Consider the following 18,007-nt stretch of genomic DNA (forward strand, 5'->3'; position numbering starts at 1 on the left):
CTAATGCGACCACGCCACCGCGATTGGCGTCCCGCATGAGACCGCGCGACAGGCTCAGCCGAACGGTCGGTGCCAGTTCCCTCGAACGGTCCGCAGCGCCTCGCCCGCCTGCCCATCGGGAGCCGTCGTCACCCGGATCTCAGTGTCGACCGTTCTCCGCCGGCGTGACGGTCAGCCGGTGCCTGCTGGTGTCGCCGCTGGAGAACGGCCAGAGCCGGTCGGCGTACTCGACAAGGTCGGCCAGCTGATCCCGACTCAGGCCGGCGGACGAGATCTCCGCGTGCACGTCGGCCCGGTACCGGCCGTCGTCGTCGCGCCCCAGCTTCGCCTCCGCCCGGACCTGGACGGTGTGCGCCTCGTCGGTGATCTCCCCGGCCACCTCCACGGCCGCGTGGTGCAGGCAGGAGGCGAAGGCCGCGGCCAGCAACTGTTCCGGGGTCAACCCGGTGCAGTGCGGCGCCAGCGGCGAAGCCAGCGCGGTGGAGAGCCCGCCATCGTCGGTGCGTACGTGACCGCCCTCGGCGGTCGCTGTGGCCTCACGCAGCCAGGAACTCTTTTCCGGCATCGCGTTTCTCCCGTCGCTCACCGGCTCGGCTACCCGGCCACCTCCCGGCGAAACGCCGGAGGCCCTACCGGCATCAGCGCCCGGCGCTGCGGTAGGACTCGTCGAACACCGCCACCGCCTCGGTGGGCTCCGCTGCGGCCCGTTCGGTCCACGGTGAGGTCGGAGCCGCGTGGCGGGCCGTCGGGATCATCATCGGCACGTACACCCGGGCGTCCACCGCCTCGGCCAGCAGCAGCGCCGCGACCAGGCTGGTGGGACGCTGCCCGGGCTCGTCGGCAAGACAGGAGTGGCACAACTCCACCACCTCAGGCGGGAGCCCGTCGATCTCGGGCAGCGGCTCCGGTGGCTGACGTCGGCGTACGCCGAGCAGTTCGCTGGCGGTGACCGCGTCATACGGCAGGCGGGCGGTGAGGCTGTAGTAGAGCAGCACTCCGAGGGCGTACATGTCGGCTGCCGGGGTGGCCGGCTCCCCGTCCAGCTGCTCGGGCGCCAGGTACGCCGGGGTGCCCAGCACGACCCCGGTCGGCAGCGGGTCCGGTGCGCCGGCCGGGATGGCGATGCCGAAGTCGAGCACCTTCACCCCCGCCGGGGTGAGCATGACGTTGGCCGGTTTGACGTCGCGGTGCACGATGCCCTCCGCGTGCGCGGCGGCCAGCGCCGCGGCGACCTCCGCGCAGACCCGCACCGAGATCCGCCAGTCCAGCGGCCCGGCCCGCAGGTGCGCGGCGAGCGTCTCACCCTCGGCCAGCTCCATCACGATGTAGGGCACCGGCCGGCCGGGCCAGGTCGACGAGGTGCCGAAGTCGTGCACGCTCGCCACGTTCGGGTGCACCAGGCGGGCGGCCGACCGGGCCTCCGCGCGGATCCGTTCCACCGGGCCGTCCTGGTCGCCCGGGCCGGGCAGGATGAGCTTCACCGCGACCGAGCGGTCGAGCACCTGGTCGTGTGCCCGCCACACCTCGGACATCCCACCCACGCCGATGCGCTCCTCGAGCTGATACCGCCCGTCCAGCGTGCGCATCGATCACTCCTCGTCCCCGCCCCGCCGACGACGGGTGCACCGGACGCGGTACCCGGGCTCCGAGCTGGGCAAACCGCAGCGGCATTCCGGGCGACCCCCGCGCGCAGCGCGCTGCGCCGACGGCGGTGGGTGCGGTAGCTTGCGAGCCAGAGCCGGTGTCACCGATTGTGCCGGCACGGTCACCCGAGAGGGCGCTGCGATGAGCGAGGTCACCGTACGCTTCGTCGGCGGGCCCGCGGACGGTCTGGTCCGGTTGCTGCCGGCCGGGTCGGACGGCGCCCCACCACCACGTTGGATCATGCGGCACCCGGACGGCACCGGTCCGGTCCAGCCCGGTCCCGACCACCTCTACGAACGCGACCGGCCCGACGACGCGGGTGGCTGGAGCATGCGCTTCGTGCGCACCGACGCGTACGGGGTGTCCGAGTGACCACGAGGCGGGGCTGACCGGTGGCGACGCCGGCGTCCCGTCGGCCCGGCCGCACAGCTGGGGCACAGCCTCCGCAGGGGCGCGGCACAGGCGTCGCGGCCACGATGGCGGACATGGTCATGAACGGGCAGGGCGCGCCGAGCCGGATCGAGCTGCGCCGCCCCGACGGTGAACCCGTCCGGGTGCTGGTGGTCGACGACGAACCCACCCTCACCGACCTGCTGTCGATGGCGCTGCGCTACGAGGGCTGGCAGGTCCGCAGCGCCGGCAACGGCATGGCGGCGTTGAGCGCCGCCCGGCAGTTCCAGCCGGACGCCGTGGTGCTCGACGTGATGCTGCCCGACCTGGACGGCTTCCAGGTGCTGCGCCGGCTGCGCGAGCACGCCCCCACAGTGCCGGTGCTCTTCCTGACCGCCCGCGACGCGGTGGAGGAACGCATCGCCGGGTTGACCGTCGGCGGCGACGACTACGTCACCAAGCCGTTCAGCCTGGAGGAGGTGATCGCCCGGCTGCGCGCGCTGCTGCGCCGCTCCGGCTTCGCGGTCGCCACCCGGGAGGACGCCGTTCTCACCGTCGGCGACCTCAGCCTCGACGAGGACAGCCACGAGGTGCGCCGGGACGGCCAACTGATCACCCTCACCGCGACGGAGTTCGAGCTGCTGCGCTATCTGATGCGCAACCCCCGCCGGGTGCTCAGCAAGGCGCAGATCCTCGACCGGGTGTGGAACTACGACTTCGGTGGCCAGGCCAACGTGGTGGAGCTGTACATCTCGTACCTCCGCAAGAAGATCGACGCCGGCCGGGCACCGATGATCCACACCCTGCGCGGCGCGGGCTATGTCCTCAAACCCGCCGAATAGACGCCGCCCTCTGCGCGCCGCCCGCCGCTGGCTGGCCGGCCGCTCCCTGCGTACCCGACTGGTGTTTGCCCTTCTCGCGCTGCTGGCGGTGGTCAGCGTCGCCATCGGTGGGCTCACCACAGTGGCGCTGCGGCACTTCCTGATCGAGCGGCTCGACGCCCAACTGGCCCCCGCGACGGTCATGCGGGGTGACCGTCCGGGGCGGCCGGCGTTTCCGGGCACCGGGCCGGCCATCCCGCCCGGCTTGCCGTCCGGCACTGTGGTCGCCGAGGTCACCGGCGGCCGGGTGACCAGCGCGCGGACCCTGACCAACAGCCCGTCCAGTGACGACCCGTTCCCCGACGAGCAGTCCGTTCCGGTCGACGAGGTCGCCACCCTGGCCGACGTGCCGGTCGGCACCGAACCACGCACCGTCGACCTCGGCACCCGTGGCGACTACCGGGCGGTCGGCCGGCAGTACTGGGACGGCAGGGTCCGCGTCGTCGCGATCCCCCTCTCGGGCGTCCAGGAGATCGTCTGGCGGATGGTCACCGCGCAGGCCGCGGTGGCGGCCATCGGGCTGGTCATCGCCGGGGCGGCCGGCGCGCTGATCGTCCGGGCCACGCTGCGCCCGCTCAATCGGGTCGCCGCCACCGCCACCCGGGTCACCGAGCTGCCCCTGGATCGCGGTGAGGTGGCCCTCGCCGTCCGCGTCCCGGCCGCGGACACCGACCCGCGCACCGAGGTCGGTCAGGTCGGCGCGGCGCTGAACCGGATGCTGGGCCACGTCGCCGATGCGCTCTCCGCCCGGCAGGCCAGCGAGACGCGGGTACGCCAGTTCGTCGCCGACGCCAGCCACGAGTTGCGCACACCCCTGGCCGCGATCCGCGGCTACGCCGAGGTGGCCCGGCGTGGCCGCGACGAGGTTCCTCCCGACGTGGCACACGCGTTGCGCCGGGTGGAGTCCGAGAGCACCCGGATGACCAGCCTCGTCGACGACCTGCTGCTGCTGGCCCGCCTCGACACCGGCCGGCCGCTCGCGGTCGACCCGGTCGACCTGACCGCCCTGGTGGTGGACGCGGTCAGCGACGCGCACGTCGCCGGCCCCGAACACCACTGGCAGCTCGGCCTGCCCGAGGTGGCGATCCGGGTTCCCGGTGACGCCGCCCGGCTGCACCAGGTGGTGGCGAACCTGCTGGCCAACGCCCGGGTGCACACCCCACCCGGCAGCATCGTCACCACCACACTGGCCGTCGACGCGGGCAGCGCCGTGCTCACCGTCGCCGACGACGGGCCCGGGATACCGGCGGAGTTGCAACCGGAGATGTTCGAGCGGTTCGCGCGCGGCGACAGCTCCCGGTCCCGGGCGCACGGCAGCACCGGCCTCGGTCTGGCGATCGTGGCGGCCGTCGTGGAGGCCCACCACGGCACTGTCGACGTGGACAGCCGCCCGGGGCGGACCGTGTTCACCGTCCGGTTGCCGAATCCCACAGCTGACGCATAGTCGGCGCACGGCGTCGCGCCAGCCCGGCCGTCGAGGCTGGCCGCATGGACAGAACCGAGACCCTGCCGACGGCACCCGCCGCACCCGAGCCGCCGACGGCCACGCGCCCCGAGGAGCACCAGCCGCCGGCGCGCCGATCCGCGGCCTGGGCCACGCCCGCGCTGGTGGTCCTGCTGCTCGCCACCGGCCTGCTCTACCTGTGGGGCCTGGGCGCCTCCGGCTGGGCCAACTCGTTCTACGCGGCGGCCGTGCAGGCCGGATCGGTGAGCTGGAAGGCATTCCTCTACGGCTCGTCGGACGCCGCCAACTCCATCACCGTCGACAAGACACCCGCGTCGCTGTGGCTGATGGCGCTGTCCGTGCGGATCTTCGGGCTGAACAGTTGGGCGATGCTCGTCCCACAGGCGCTCTGCGGGGTCGCCTCGGTGGGCGTGCTGTACGCGACAGTGAAGCGCTGGTACGGGCCGGGCGCCGCTCTGATCGCCGGAGCGGTCCTCGCGGTCACCCCCGTGGCGACGCTGATGTTCCGGTTCAACAACCCCGACGCGCTGCTGGTCCTGCTGCTGGTCGCCGGGGCGTACGCCACAGTGCGCGCCCTGGAGACGGCCAGCACCCGGTGGATCGTGCTGGTCGGCGTGCTGGTCGGCTTCGGCTTCCTCACCAAGATGCTCCAGGCGTTCCTGGTGGTGCCGGTCTTCGCCGGGGTGTACCTGCTGGCCGCGCCGACCGGGCTGTGGCGGCGGGTCCGGCAACTGCTGCTGGCGGGCCTGGCGGTGCTGGTCTCCGCCGGCTGGTGGGTGGCGCTCGTCGAGCTGGTCCCGGCCAGCGCCCGCCCGTACATCGGCGGGTCGCAGGGCAACAGCGTCCTGGAACTCACCCTCGGCTACAACGGCCTTGGCCGGATCACCGGCGACGAGGTGGGCAGCGTCGGCGGCGGTGGCGGGCGGCCGGGAGGCGGCGGTGGCCCGTTCTCCGGTCAGACCGGCGTGCTGCGGATGTTCGGCGGCGAGATCGGCGGTCAGATCTCCTGGCTGCTACCGGCCGCGCTGATCCTGCTGGTGGCCGGCCTGCTGGTGGCCGGTCGCGCGGCCCGCACCGACCGCACCCGGGCCGGGCTGCTGCTGTGGGGCGGCTGGCTGCTGGTCACCGGCCTGATCTTCAGCTTCATGTCCGGGATCTTCCACGCCTACTACACGGTGGCGCTCGCCCCGGCGATCGGCGCGCTGGTCGGCATCGGCGTGACAGTGCTCTGGCGGCAGCGCCACCCACAGCCCGCACCGGGTGACGACGCGCCAGCCGGCTCGCGCTGGCAGCGGTGGCGTCCCCTCGCGGCCACGGCGACCCTCGCCGGCACCCTCGCGGTCACCGTCTGGTGGGCGTGGGTGCTGCTCGGGCGCAGCCCCGACTGGTACCCGTGGCTGCGCACCACCGTGCTGGTCGCCGGTCTGCTCGGCGCGGCGCTGATCCTGCTGGTCACCCGGCTTCCCCGCCGGTTGGTGCCGGTCGTCCTGGGCCTCGGCGCGGCCGCGGCCCTCGCGGGCCCGGTGGCGTACGCGGTCCAGACCGCGGCGACCCCGCACACCGGGTCGATTCCCAGCGCCGGCCCGTCCGTGGCGGGCGGGTTCGGGCGCGGCGGCTTCCCCGGCGGACGACCACCCGGAGGCATGGGACTGCCGAACGGCGGCCAGTTCCCCGGCGACGGTCAGTTGCCCGGTGGCGCGCAGAACGGTGGCGGTCAGTTCCCGGGTGGCGCGCAGAACGGCGGCGGCCAGTTCCCGGGCGGGGGCCGTGACGGCGGTCAGACGCCCACCGCTCCTGGTGGTGGTCGACAGGTACCCGGTGGGCAGGGACGCCCCGGCGGCGGGGGAATGGGCGGGCTGCTCGACACCCGCGAGCCCAGTGCCGCCCTGCGTGAGCTGCTGGAGCGCGACAGCGCCGACTACACCTGGGTCGCGGCCACCGTCGGCTCCAACAACGCCTCCGGTTACCAGCTCGCCACCGGTGACCCGGTGATGCCGATCGGCGGGTTCAACGGCAGCGACCCGTCACCGACCCTTGCGCAGTTCCAGCGCCACGTCGCCGACGGCAAGATCCACTACTTCATCGGTGGTGGCGGCTTCCGGGCCAACGGCGGCAGCTCCGCCTCCCAGGAGATGGCCGCCTGGGTCACGGAGAACTTCACCGCGCAGACCGTCGACGGTGTCACCGTCTACGACCTGAGCACCGGCAGGGACGCGTCGTGACCGCGCTCAGCGGCCCCCGGGCCGCCGTCCAGGCCCGACCCGCCGCCGGTGCGGTGCTGGACGTGGTGATCCCGGTCTACAACGAGGAGACCGACCTCGGGCCGTGCGTACGCCGGCTGCACTCGCACCTGCGCGAGCACTTCCCGTACCCGTTCCGGATCACCATCGCCGACAACGCCAGCGTCGACGACACCCTGACGGTGGCCCACCGCCTCGCCGGCGAGCTGCCCGGTGTCGAGGTGCTGCACCTGGACGCCAAGGGGCGGGGGAGGGCGCTGTCGGCGGCCTGGTCCGCCTCGTCCGCGCCGGTGCTGGCGTACATGGACGTGGACCTGTCCACCGACCTGGCGGCGCTGCTGCCGCTGGTCGCGCCGCTCATCTCCGGGCACTCCGACCTGGCCATCGGCACCCGGCTGGCGCGTACCTCCCGGGTGGTGCGCGGTGCGAAGCGGGAGGTGATCTCCCGGGCCTACAACCTGCTGCTGCGCGGCGCGTTGGCCGTGCGGTTCTCCGACGCGCAGTGCGGGTTCAAGGCGATCCGCGCCGACGTGGCAGTCGAGCTGCTGCCGTTGGTGCGCGACACCGGCTGGTTCTTCGACACCGAGCTGCTGGTGCTCGCGCAGCGGGCCGGGCTGCGCATCCACGAGGTGCCGGTGGACTGGGTCGACGACCCGGACAGTCGGGTCGACATCGTCGCCACGGCCCTGGCCGACCTGCGCGGCATGGGTCGGCTGGGCCGGGCGTTGCTGACCGGCGCGCTGCCGCTCACCGACCTGCGCGCACAGCTCGGCCGGGCGCCGCTGACCGCGCGCCCGGAGCAGCTCGACCGAGCGCCGCTGAGGCAGGTGCCGGTCGGGTTGCCCCGGCAACTGGTCCGGTTCGCGGCGGTGGGGGTGGCCAGCACCCTCGCGTACCTGGTGCTCTTCGTGGCCACCCGGGGCGCGCTCGGCGCGCAGCCGGCGAACCTGCTGGCGTTGCTGCTGACCGCGGTGGCCAACACGGCCGCGAACCGGCGGTTGACGTTCGGCATCAGCGGTCGGCGGCACGCCGGCCGGCACCACCTGCAGGGGCTGCTCGCCTTCGGCCTGGGCCTCGCGTTGACCAGCGGGTCGCTGGCCGTGCTGCACGCGGCGCACGCCGCTCCCGCGCGGCCGGTGGAGCTGGCCGTGCTGGTGGCCGCGAACCTGGCCGCCACCGTGCTGCGTTTCGTGCTGCTGCGCCTCGGCATGCACCACCGGCGCGCCTGAGGCGCCAGCCGGTCAGTCGCCCAGCACCTCGGCGAGGACCTCGACGACGCGTCGGGTGTGACGCCCGTCGGGGTCCTGGTCGGTGTTCAGGTCGGTGACGCTCATCCCGAGCAGCCGGTCGGCGCGGGCCAGTGGCGTGACCAGCGCGATCAGATCCGCCCAGCGCGGGCCGTCCGGCTCGGGGTAGGTCACCGCCGGCAGGTCCCGCGGGTCCACCACGTCCAGGTCGAGGTGCAGCCAGGCGGGGCCGTCCGCGCCGGTGGCCAGGCCCGCCCCGACCGTGCCCGCGCCCCGCCGCAGCAGCTCGGCGGCGGGCACCTGGTGGATGGCCGGGTCGATCCGGGCGGCCTCGGCGCGGCTGCTGTCGTCGGTTGCCGGTCGGTGCCCGAGCAGGTGGACCCGACCGGGGTCGAGCAGCGGGCCGTCGCAGCCGATGGCGGCGACCGGGCCGTGCCCGGTGACGATCGAGAGGTCCATGTCGGCGGCCTCGCCGGTCGGCGACGTCACGCCGTCGAGGAAGTCCGGGTGGGCGTCGACGAACCACAGCTCGGTCGTCGGCGGCAGGGCACGGCAGATGCCGGGCAGGATGGCGCAGTCGCCGCCGAGCACCAGGGGCCGCCGGCCGTCGGCGATCAGCGCCACGACCCTGGCGGTGATGGCCGCGCCGGCCCGGACCAGGCCGGCGGCGCCGATCACCCCGCTCGCCGGGTCGCGGACAGCGTCGCGCAGGCACGCCTCGTCCACCCGGCCACCGTCGTCGGCGGCCAGGGCGTCCAGCAGGCCGGCGTCGCGCAGCGCGGCGGGGGCCCGTTCCTCACCGCGCCCAGCGCCGGACGAGTCCAGCGGCGCGTCCACGACCGTCCAGCGCACGTCCGCAGCGTACCGGCGAGGTCCGGCCTCCCGGCCACATTCTGTGGCGAGGCTGGGAGTACGCCGATGTGCCCGCGACGGCGATGACGACCGGCGTACGGTGAGGGACAAGTCCGGCTTTCTGGGTCAAAAGCCTCACCGGTGTACGCCCGGGACGCCGGTATCGAGACGGCGAGGGCAAGGAGCGATCGGTGAGACATCTGGCCTACCTGGACGCGGGATCCGGCAGCCTGATCGTGCAGGCGGTCGTCGGCGGGGTGGCCGGCGCCGCGGTCGCCGCCAAGCTCTACTGGCGACGGCTGGTCGACCGGTTCCGCCGGCAACCCACCGACCAGCGGTGAGCGGGCCGGTCCCCACGATGGCGATCTCACCCACCGAGGTACGGCCCGAACCGGCCTCCTTCCGCGACCCGGCCAACCGGGTCTTCCACGTCGGCGACGAGGTTCTGCGCGGGCTGGACACCCGGGCCGCCGAGCACTGGCGGGCGCTGACCGGCAGCAGGTTCTTCCCGGCGCTCGTCGCCGCGGGCAAGGTCTGCGCCACCGAGGACGCCCCGTCGACACTGGTGCCCGCCGCGACGGGGGCGCCGTGGGCCGCAGTGCTGCGCCACGAGCGCATCCCGTTCGTCTCCCACCCGTACGAGTGGTCGTTCAGCATGCTGCGCGACGCCGCGCTGCTGCACGTGGAGATCCTGCGGGCCGCGCTCGGTGAGGGCTTCACCACCAAGGACGGCTCGGCGTACAACCTCCAGTGGCACGGCACCGAGCCGGTCTTCATCGACATCGGCTCCTTCGAACCGGTCCGCGACGGCGAAGCGTGGGCCGGCTACCGGCAGTTCTGCCAGACCATGCTCTACCCGCTGATGCTCACCGCCCACCTGGGCGTCGACTTCCAACCGTGGCTGCGCGCCCGCGTCGACGGCATCGAGGCCGACGAGCTGCGCCCGCTCTTCGGCGGGGCCCGCCGGCTGCGCCCCGGAGTGCTGACCCACCTGCACCTGCACGGTGCCATGCAGCAGCGCAACGCCGCGGCCAGCACCAGCGACGTCCGCGACCAACTGCGGGCCGCCGGCTTCTCCCGGGAGTTGCTGCTGGCCACCGTACGCGGCATCGAGAAACTGGTCCGCAAACTGGACCACCGCCCGGCCGGCACCCACTGGTCGGACTACCAGCGCACCTGCGGCTACTCGGCACGCGACCGGGTGGCGAAGGAGCAGTTCGTCGCCGCCTCGGTGGCCGCCGGCGCCCGACCCCGCCTGGTGCTCGACCTCGGCGCCAACGACGGCCGGTACTCCCGGCTGGCGGCCGGGCACGCCGACTACGTGGTCGCCGTCGAGCAGGACCCGGCCGTGGTCGACGAGCTGTACCGCAAGCTGCGCTCCGAGGGGCAGCGCCGGATCCTGCCACTGGTGCTGGACCTCGCCGACCCGTCACCGGGTGGCGGCTGGCGGGGCGTCGAGCGGGCCGGCTTCGCCGAACGGGCGTCCGCCGACGTGGTGCTCGCCCTGGCCGTGGTGCACCACCTGGCGATCGGGCGCAACGTGCCGCTGCCGGAGGTCATCGACTGGCTGGCCGGGCTGACCGCGCCGGGTGGCGCAGTGGTGGTGGAGTTCGTCCACCCGGACGACCCGATGGCAAGCCGGCTGCTGGCCAACAAGCCCGCCGGCCTCTTCCCGGACTACCGGCGCGACACCTTCGAGACGCTGCTGGCCGCCCGGGGTCGGATCACCGAGCGCCTGGAACTGCCCTCGGGCACCCGCACGCTCTACCGGACGGTGATGGGTGGCTGAACCCCCCGCCGCCGACCCGCCAGCGGCCTCCACGCGGTGGTACCAGGGCTGGCGCAGCGAGCTGGGCCGGCTGCTGGAGGTGACGGCCCTGGTCGGCCTGGTGGTCACCCAGCCTCTGCTGGACGTGCTCGGCCGCAGCCCCGACTTCTTCCTGTTCCACCGCGCCGACCCGGCCCAGATCCTGCTGCTGGTCGCCCTGGTGTCGGTGCTGCCCACGGTCGCGGTGGCGCTGCTCGGCGCGCTCAGCCGACTCGCCGGCCGGACCGCCCGCGCGCTCACCCACACCGGGCTGGTCGGCCTGCTGCTGGCCGCCCTCGCCGTGCAGGTGGGCCGACACGTGACGCCGCTTCGGGGCGTACCCCTGCTGCTGGTGGCCGTGCTGGCCGGGGCCGCCGGCGCGGCCGCGCACCGGCGGTGGCGGGCGCCGGGCCGGGTGCTGCGACTGGCCGCCGCCGGGCCGGTGGCCTTCCTGGCGCTCTTCCTGCTCGCCTCGCCCACCTCGGCGGTGGTGCTGCCCCGCGGCGACGGCGGCGCGGCCGGCACCGCGCAGGGCACCGGCGTGCACCCGCCGGTGGTCATGCTGATCCTCGACGAGCTGCCGTTGGTCAGCCTGCTCGGCGCCGACGGGCGGATCGACGCGACCCGGTACCCGCACTTCGCGGAGCTGGCCGGTGGCTCGACCTGGTACCGCAACGCCACCGGCGTCAGCGGGTGGACTCCCAACGCGCTGCCGGCGATGCTCACCGGCCGCTACCCGGCCAAGCCCGTCGCACCGCACTACTCGCAGTACCCGGACAGCATCTTCACCGCCTTCGGCGGCCTGTACGACATCCGCGCCGAGGAGAGCATCACCCGCCTCTGCCCGCCCAGCCGCTGCGAACAGCCGGTCACCCCCGAGCAGGGGCTCGGCGTGCTGGTCCGGGAGACCGGCAAGCTGCTCGGCCGGATCGCCGGGCCGACGGAGAGCGCCGTCGACCCGGAGGACTCCTACCGGGAGCAGACCCGCGCCGAGGCCGGCCTGGACGCCGCCGAGCCGGTGCCCGCCGACCCGAAGTTCCGCTGGGACAGCCTCGACGACAATCAGCCGGCCCGCTTCACCAGCTTCCTGGCCGGGCTGAAGCCCACGCCCCGGCCCACCCTGCACTTCCTGCACCTGCTGATGCCGCACTCGCCGTGGGCGTACCTGCCGTCCGGGGCGCGCTACGACGCCCCCGAGGACCTGCCCAACGACGGCGCCGGCTGGGTCGACCTGGCCCGGCAACGGCACCTCGCCCAACTCGGCTACACCGACCGGCTCATCGGCGAGACCCTGCGGACGCTGCGCGCCAGCGGCCTCTACGACCAGGCCCTCGTCGTGGTGACCGCCGACCACGGCGTCAGCTTCCGCCCCGGCGCGCAGGGCCGGGGCATGGACGCGATCAAGGCCGCCGCCGGCGAGGTCGCCTGGGTGCCGATGTTCGTCAAGGAACCCCGGCAGCAGACCGGCCGGCTGGACGACCGCAACTGGGAACACGTCGACCTGCTGCCGACAGTGGCCGACGAGGCCAACATCCGGCTGCCCTGGCGCGTCGACGGCCGCTCCGCCCGGCAGGCCCCGCGCACGGACGGCACGAAACACTTCTACGACCGCCCAGGCGTTCCGGTCACCTTCCCCGGCGGGGTGCCCACCCCGCCGCCGCTGCCCACACCGCACCCCCTGGTCGGCACCGAGGTGCGCGCCGGCCCGCCGGCCGGCAGCGCCCGGGTCGCCGACCTGGCCGCGTTCACGGCCATGGACCCGGACACCGGCACCCTTCCGGCGCTCGTCTGGGGGGACGTCCCGGACCGGATCCCGAACGGCACCCTGCTCGCGGTGGCCGTCAACGGCCGGATCGGGGCCGTCGTCCCGGTCGCGCCGGCCGACCCCGGCGGACGCCGGTTCGCCGCGCTGCTCACCGACGACAGGCTGTTTCGCGCCGGAGCCAACCAGCTCGACGTCTACGAGATCGCGACGGACGGTACGCTGCGACGCCTTGCCCTCTCGTGACCTGCCACCGGGTGTTGTCCACCCCTGTCCCGCCCTCGTCCGGCCGTCGTCCGGCCCGTGTCCCGCCCAACGGGATACCGGGTTTCCCGGCGGCCCGGTCGGGAATCGGGTGACGCATGCCTCACCGCCGAACCACGGCGGGCGTTGTCCCCCGAACCGCAATTACGGTAGAAGCGAAGGCAATTCAACGTAGATCTGCCGGCGAAGCGAGGAACCACATGACGGAAGTCAAGCTCGATCACCCCGGTGGGCAGCTGTCGATGCCGGTACATCCCGCGGTCGAGGGCCCCGCCGGTATCGGGGTGAGCAAGCTGCTGAAGGAAACCGGGATGACCACGTACGACCCCGGTTTCGTCAACACCGCCGCTGCCTCATCCGCGATCACCTACATCGACGGCGACGCGGGGATCCTGCGTTACCGGGGATACCCGATCGAGCAGCTGGCCGAGAAGTCCTCCTTCCTGGAGGTCTCGTACCTGCTCATCTACGGTGAGCTGCCGAGCGAGCAGCAGCTGACCGAGTTCACCGAGTGGATTCGGCGGCACTCGCTGCTGCACGAGGAGATGCGCCGCTTCTTCGACGGCTTCCCCCGGGACGCCCACCCGATGGCGGTGCTGTCCTCCGCGGTGAGCGCCCTGTCCACCTTCTACCAGGACAGCCTGGACCCGTTCGACTCCGAGCACGTGGAGATCTCGACGGTCCGGCTCATGGCGAAGGTGCCCACCATCGCCTCGTACGCGTACAAGAAGTCCATCGGGCAGCCGCTGCTCTACCCGGACAACTCGCTCGGGTACGTCGACAACCTGCTGCGGATGACGTTCGGCGTGCCGGCGGAGCCGTACGAGGTCGACCCGGTGATGTCGAAGGTGCTGGACATGCTCTTCGTCCTGCACGCCGACCACGAGCAGAACTGCTCCACCTCGACCGTCCGCCTGGTCGGCTCCAGCAACGCCAACCTGTTCGCCTCGGTCTCCGCCGGGGTGAACGCGCTGTTCGGCCCGCTGCACGGCGGCGCCAACCAGGCGGTGCTGGAGATGCTCCAGCAGATCCACGCCGGCGACGACGACGTCCGGTCCTTCGTCCGCAAGGTCAAGGACAAGGAGGACGGCGTCAAGCTGATGGGCTTCGGCCACCGGGTCTACAAGAACTACGACCCGCGGGCGGCGATCGTCAAGAAGGCCGCGCAGGACGTGCTGGGCCGGATGGCCAAGCCCGACCCGCTGCTGGACATCGCCATGGAGCTGGAAGAGATCGCGCTCGCCGACGACTTCTTCGTCTCACGGCGGCTCTACCCGAACGTGGACTTCTACACCGGCCTGATCTACAAGGCCATGGGCTTCCCGACCAAGATGTTCACCGTGCTCTTCGCGCTCGGCCGGCTCCCCGGCTGGATCGCCCAGTGGCGCGAGATGATCAGCGACCCGGAGACGAAGATCGGCCGTCCGCGGCAGGTCTACGTCGGCTCCGCCGAGCGGGACTACGTCCCCTTCGCCGACCGCTGACGTCCGTCTTTCCCGCTTTTCCGCAACACCGGCAGGCCGTCGACCGATCCAGGTCGACGGCCTGCCGCTTTTTCGCGCGGGGCCTGGCGGCTTAGCGCAGGCCGGCTGCGGCGAGCAGGTTGCCTTCGGGGAGCGCCGGGAGGGCGCGGCCCTGGGACATGCGCTGCTCGGCGCGTTCGGCCGTGAACGTGGCGTCCGAGGTGATGGCGGCGGCGTAGCTGGCGGCGGTGCGCTGGGCGATGGCCGACCAGCCGTACTGGTCGTGGACCATCCGGCGGGCGCGACGGGCCATGACGCGGGCGCGGTCGGAGTCGGACAGCACGGCGTCCACGGCGTCGGTGAGACCGTCCGGGTCGTGCGGGCGGAAGGTCATGCCGGTGACGCCCGGCTCGACGATCTCGGCGAGGCCACCGGTGGCGGCGACCGCGAGTGGCGCGCCGGCTGCGGCGCCTTCCAGGGCGACCATGCCGAACGGCTCGTAGATGCTCGGCACGGCGAAGCAGTCGGACGCGGCCATCAGCGCCGGCAGGTCGGTGCCGCCGAGGAAGCCCGGCATGCTGACCATGCCGCCGAGGCCGCGGCGGTGCACCTCGGCCTCCAGTTCGGCGCGGTACGGGCCGTCACCGGCGATCACGGCACGCAGCCCGGGGTGCCGCTCGCGCAGCCGGGGCAGCCCGGCGATGAGGTGCTGCACACCCTTTTCGTACACGAGGCGGCCGGCGAAGGTGACCAGCGGGCCGTCTCCGGCGAAGCGGGCGCGGGCGGCGGCGACCGCGCGGGCGGGCACCCGCCAGCGGTGCGGCTCGACGCCGTTGGCGACCACGTCGACCCGTCCGGCCGGTACGCCGAAGAGGGCGTTCACCTCGTCGCGCATGTAGCCGGAGCAGACGATCAGCCGGTTGGACTCACTGGTGAGCCACTGCTCGACGCCGTGGATGGTGCGGTTCATCTCTTCCGGGAGCCAGCCCTGGTGTCGGCCGGCCTCGGTGGCGTGGATGGTGCTGACCAGCGGGATGTCCAGGTGGTCGCGCAACGTCATCGCGGTGTGCGCGACGAGCCAGTCGTGGGCGTGGATGACGTCGTACGAGCCGGCCTGGGTGGCGCGCAGGGCGGTGCGGGTGAGGGTGTGGTTGAAGGCCATGGTCCAGGCCAGCAGGGAGCCGGTGGCGAGGGGGAAGGTCACCGGGTCTTCGGGGGCGCGCAGGATGCGCACGCCGTCGGCGTACTCCTCCAGGGGTGCGCCTTCGCTGTGGCGGGTGACGACGGTGACCTCGTGGCCGGCGGCGGCCAACGCGACCGACAAGGCGTGCACGTGTCGGCCGAGGCCGCCGACGAGCACCGGCGGGTACTCCCAGGACAGCATGAGGATGCGACGGGTCTGCGGGGGCACCCCGGAGCCGGACTGCGTCGGCACGGGCGTGCCGGGCTGCGCGGAGAGGCCGGGCTGCGCCGGAAGCTGGGGCCGGGAGGTCACTGTGGGCCGGTGGGCCCGGTCCTTGGTGGCAGCGAGCTGCTCGTCGACCCGCAGGGTCGTCACATCAATCTCCGTCCATGCATGGTGGTACGCGCCGGCGTCAGTGGCAGCGGAGTAAGAGGTGTAAGGGGTGGCCGAGGGCCTGGCGGGGCGCGCGCTGACGCTTGCCCCCGAACAAGGAAAGTGCATCGGGCCCAAGAACGCACCTCGAAAAGGGCCATCGTGACGGAGGACACCCGATCGGTGTAGCGCGCATCAGACGGGCGGTTTTCGCCCGTCGCCTGAAAGGATGGATTGGCGCGCCCGGGCCGGGGGCACTACCTGCGTGCGCGCGGGCGATCTCGGCCGGTGTGCACATAACCATGGTCTAAGGAGCGACATGCAGGTCTGGCCGGGCGAGAGGTATCCCCTGGGCGCCACCTACGACGGGATGGGCACCAACTTCGCCATCTTCTCCGAGGTGGCCGAGCGGATCGAGCTGTGCCTCTTCGACGAGTGGGACACCGGCGCGGAGCGCCGCGTCGAGCTGCGCGAGGTGGACGCCTACGTGTGGCACGCGTACCTGCCGGGCATCGAGCCGGGCCAGCGCTACGGCTACCGGGTGCACGGCCCGTACGACCCGGCGAACGGGCTGCGCTGCAACCCGCACAAGCTGCTGCTCGACCCGTACGCCAAGGCCATTGACGGTGACATCCAGTGGGACCCGGCGGTCTACGACTACGACATGTCGGAGCCGGAGCGGATGAACGAGGCGGACTCGGCGCCGTTCATGCCGAAGTCGGTGGTGGTCAACCCGTACTTCGACTGGGGCAACGACAAGCCGCCGCGCACCCCTTACCACCACTCGGTGATCTACGAGGCGCACGTACGCGGGCTGACCATGCGCCACCCGGACATCCCGGAGGAGCTGCGCGGCACGTACGCGGGCATCGCCTCCCCGCCGATGATCGACTATCTGACCCGGCTCGGGATCACGGCGATCGAGTTGATGCCGGTGCACGAGTTCGTGCACGACCACCGTCTCGTGGACCTGGGGCTGCGCAACTACTGGGGTTACAACACGATCGGCTTCTTCGCCCCGCACCACGGCTACTCGGCGCTGGGCCGCCTCGGTCAGCAGGTGCAGGAGTTCCGGGGGATGGTCAAGGCGCTGCACGCGGCCGGCATCGAGGTCATCCTCGACGTGGTCTACAACCACACCGCCGAGGGCAACCACCTCGGGCCGACGTTGAGTTTCAAGGGTGTGGACGCCCCGAGCTACTACCGGCTCAGCGAGGAGGACCGCCGCTACTTCGTCGACTACACGGGCACCGGCAACAGCCTCAACGTGCGCAGCCCGCACTCGCTGCAACTGATCATGGATTCGCTGCGGTACTGGGTGACCGAGATGCACGTCGACGGCTTCCGCTTCGACCTGGCGGCCACCCTGGCCCGCGAGTTCTACGAGGTGGATCGGCTGTCCACCTTCTTCGAGGTGGTGCAGCAGGACCCGGTGGTCAGCCAGGTGAAGCTGATCGCCGAACCGTGGGACGTCGGCCCGGGCGGCTACCAGGTGGGCAACTTCCCGCCGTTGTGGACGGAGTGGAACGGAAAATACCGCGACACGGTCCGCGACTTCTGGCGCGGCGAGCCGGCCACCCTCGCCGAGTTCGCGTCGCGGATCTCCGGTTCCGCCGACCTCTACCAGGACGACGGGCGCCGCCCGTTCCACAGCATCAACTTCGTCACCGTCCACGACGGGTTCACGCTGAACGACCTGGTGTCGTACAACGACAAGCACAACGAGGCCAACGGCGAGGAGAACCGGGACGGCGAGAGCCACAACCGTTCCTGGAACTGCGGGGTCGAGGGCGACACCGACGACGAGGCGGTGCTCGCGCTGCGGGCCAAGCAGCGGCGCAACTTCCTGGCCACGCTGATGCTGTCGCAGGGCGTGCCGATGATCGGCCACGGCGACGAGCTGGGTCGCACCCAGCACGGCAACAACAACGTCTACTGCCAGGACAGCGAGCTGGCCTGGGTCGACTGGGACAACGTCGACGAGCAGCTGTTGGAGTTCGTCCAGACGTTGACCGCGTTCCGTAAACGGCACCAGGTGTTCCGCCGCCGCCGGTTCTTCACCGGCCTGCCGGTGGGTGGGCGTGGCAGCGACGAGCCGCTGCCCGACCTGGCCTGGCACACCCCCGACGGGCGGGAGATGACCGGCGACGACTGGGGCAACGACTTCGGCCGCTCGGTGGCGCTGTTCGTCAACGGTGAGGGCATCCGGGAACGCGGCCAGTACGGCCAGAAACACCACGACGCCTCGTTCCTGCTCTGCTTCAACGCCCACGACGCGCCGCTGGACTTCACCATGCCCGGCAGCGAGTACGGCCAGAAGTGGGAACGGGTGATCAGCACTGCCGAACCGGAGCCGGGCGACGCCACGGTGATCAGCGCGGGCGGCACCATCCGGGTGCCGGACCGGTCCCTCGTCGTGCTGGAGAGGACGATCTGA

Annotated in this window: 14 protein-coding genes; 10 read left to right on the forward strand and 4 right to left on the reverse strand. The window is 72.7% G+C overall.

Annotated features, from left to right (window positions below; all coding sequences use genetic code 11):
* Nucleotides 1–139: 139 nt before the first annotated feature.
* Complete coding sequence (locus KBX46_RS15010) at nucleotides 140–565, reverse strand: OsmC family protein (protein WP_088947958.1); 426 nt, start codon at nucleotides 563–565, stop codon at nucleotides 140–142.
* A gap of 73 nt (nucleotides 566–638) precedes the next feature.
* Complete coding sequence (locus KBX46_RS15015; RefSeq protein WP_210792961.1) at nucleotides 639–1,586, reverse strand: serine/threonine-protein kinase; 948 nt, start codon at nucleotides 1,584–1,586, stop codon at nucleotides 639–641.
* 199 nt (nucleotides 1,587–1,785) lie between these two features.
* Between KBX46_RS15015 and KBX46_RS15020 the strand changes: the two genes are divergently transcribed.
* From KBX46_RS15020 to KBX46_RS15040, 5 genes are all read left to right on the forward strand, one after another.
* A complete protein-coding gene (locus tag KBX46_RS15020) occupies nucleotides 1,786–2,016 on the forward strand; it encodes a hypothetical protein (protein WP_088947960.1) in 231 nt (76 codons plus the stop codon).
* A gap of 119 nt (nucleotides 2,017–2,135) precedes the next feature.
* Nucleotides 2,136–2,876, forward strand: a complete 741-nt coding sequence (locus tag KBX46_RS15025; protein WP_370453086.1) for a response regulator transcription factor — start codon at nucleotides 2,136–2,138, stop codon at nucleotides 2,874–2,876.
* Nucleotides 2,854–4,359: a HAMP domain-containing sensor histidine kinase gene (locus tag KBX46_RS15030; protein ID WP_210792962.1), complete on the forward strand. Its 1,506-nt coding sequence runs from the start codon at nucleotides 2,854–2,856 to the stop codon at nucleotides 4,357–4,359. The genes KBX46_RS15025 and KBX46_RS15030 overlap by 23 nt, the downstream gene beginning before the upstream one ends.
* A 44-nt stretch (nucleotides 4,360–4,403) precedes the next feature.
* On the forward strand, nucleotides 4,404–6,602 hold the full coding sequence (locus KBX46_RS15035) for a glycosyltransferase family 39 protein (protein WP_210792963.1): 2,199 nt from the start codon (nucleotides 4,404–4,406) through the stop codon (nucleotides 6,600–6,602).
* Nucleotides 6,599–7,849, forward strand: coding sequence for a dolichyl-phosphate beta-glucosyltransferase (locus tag KBX46_RS15040; RefSeq protein ID WP_210792964.1), 1,251 nt, complete (start codon nucleotides 6,599–6,601; stop codon nucleotides 7,847–7,849). The genes KBX46_RS15035 and KBX46_RS15040 overlap by 4 nt, the downstream gene beginning before the upstream one ends.
* 12 nt (nucleotides 7,850–7,861) lie before the next feature.
* On the opposite strand, the gene KBX46_RS15045 is transcribed toward KBX46_RS15040, so the two are convergent.
* Nucleotides 7,862–8,719: an arginase family protein gene (locus KBX46_RS15045; RefSeq protein WP_210792965.1), complete on the reverse strand. Its 858-nt coding sequence runs from the start codon at nucleotides 8,717–8,719 to the stop codon at nucleotides 7,862–7,864.
* 191 nt (nucleotides 8,720–8,910) lie between these two features.
* Here KBX46_RS15045 and KBX46_RS15050 point away from each other — a divergent pair, with 191 nt between their 5' ends.
* The 4 genes from KBX46_RS15050 to KBX46_RS15065 all read left to right on the forward strand — a co-directional run bounded on the left by KBX46_RS15050 (nucleotide 8,911) and on the right by KBX46_RS15065 (nucleotide 14,036).
* Nucleotides 8,911–9,060, forward strand: a complete 150-nt coding sequence (locus KBX46_RS15050; RefSeq protein WP_179778832.1) for a hypothetical protein — start codon at nucleotides 8,911–8,913, stop codon at nucleotides 9,058–9,060.
* A 17-nt stretch (nucleotides 9,061–9,077) separates the two neighbouring features.
* On the forward strand, nucleotides 9,078–10,508 hold the full coding sequence (locus tag KBX46_RS15055; RefSeq protein ID WP_141912627.1) for a bifunctional 2-polyprenyl-6-hydroxyphenol methylase/3-demethylubiquinol 3-O-methyltransferase UbiG: 1,431 nt from the start codon (nucleotides 9,078–9,080) through the stop codon (nucleotides 10,506–10,508).
* Nucleotides 10,501–12,534 (forward strand): sulfatase-like hydrolase/transferase, encoded by a 2,034-nt coding sequence (locus KBX46_RS15060; RefSeq protein ID WP_210792966.1) that lies wholly within the window; start codon nucleotides 10,501–10,503, stop codon nucleotides 12,532–12,534. Before KBX46_RS15055 ends, KBX46_RS15060 begins: the two co-directional genes overlap by 8 nt.
* A gap of 218 nt (nucleotides 12,535–12,752) precedes the next feature.
* The gene (locus KBX46_RS15065) at nucleotides 12,753–14,036 is read left to right on the forward strand and encodes a citrate synthase (protein WP_088947970.1); all 1,284 of its coding nucleotides are present in this window, start codon (nucleotides 12,753–12,755) and stop codon (nucleotides 14,034–14,036) included.
* Between the two features lie 91 nt (nucleotides 14,037–14,127).
* Here KBX46_RS15065 and KBX46_RS15070 read toward each other — a convergent pair whose 3' ends face one another.
* Nucleotides 14,128–15,573: a glycosyltransferase family 4 protein gene (locus KBX46_RS15070; RefSeq protein ID WP_210792967.1), complete on the reverse strand. Its 1,446-nt coding sequence runs from the start codon at nucleotides 15,571–15,573 to the stop codon at nucleotides 14,128–14,130.
* A gap of 316 nt (nucleotides 15,574–15,889) precedes the next feature.
* On the opposite strand from KBX46_RS15070, the gene glgX reads away from it, so the two are divergent.
* Nucleotides 15,890–18,007: a glycogen debranching protein GlgX gene (gene glgX, locus KBX46_RS15075; protein ID WP_088947972.1), complete on the forward strand. Its 2,118-nt coding sequence runs from the start codon at nucleotides 15,890–15,892 to the stop codon at nucleotides 18,005–18,007.

It is taken from the genome of Micromonospora sp. C81, from assembly GCF_018070425.1.
GTDB classification, from domain to species: domain Bacteria; phylum Actinomycetota; class Actinomycetes; order Mycobacteriales; family Micromonosporaceae; genus Micromonospora; species Micromonospora zamorensis.

Coding starts and splice junctions, on each gene's coding strand:
- KBX46_RS15030 (WP_210792962.1), top strand. CDS start 2,854: ATGTCCTCAAACCCGCCGAATAGACGCCGCCCTCTGCGCGCCGCCCGC.
- KBX46_RS15015 (WP_210792961.1), bottom strand. CDS start 1,586: ATGCGCACGCTGGACGGGCGGTATCAGCTCGAGGAGCGCATCGGCGTG.
- KBX46_RS15035 (WP_210792963.1), top strand. CDS start 4,404: ATGGACAGAACCGAGACCCTGCCGACGGCACCCGCCGCACCCGAGCCG.
- KBX46_RS15020 (WP_088947960.1), top strand. CDS start 1,786: ATGAGCGAGGTCACCGTACGCTTCGTCGGCGGGCCCGCGGACGGTCTG.
- KBX46_RS15025 (WP_370453086.1), top strand. CDS start 2,136: ATGAACGGGCAGGGCGCGCCGAGCCGGATCGAGCTGCGCCGCCCCGAC.
- KBX46_RS15055 (WP_141912627.1), top strand. CDS start 9,078: ATGGCGATCTCACCCACCGAGGTACGGCCCGAACCGGCCTCCTTCCGC.
- KBX46_RS15010 (WP_088947958.1), bottom strand. CDS start 565: ATGCCGGAAAAGAGTTCCTGGCTGCGTGAGGCCACAGCGACCGCCGAG.
- glgX (WP_088947972.1), top strand. CDS start 15,890: ATGCAGGTCTGGCCGGGCGAGAGGTATCCCCTGGGCGCCACCTACGAC.
- KBX46_RS15065 (WP_088947970.1), top strand. CDS start 12,753: ATGACGGAAGTCAAGCTCGATCACCCCGGTGGGCAGCTGTCGATGCCG.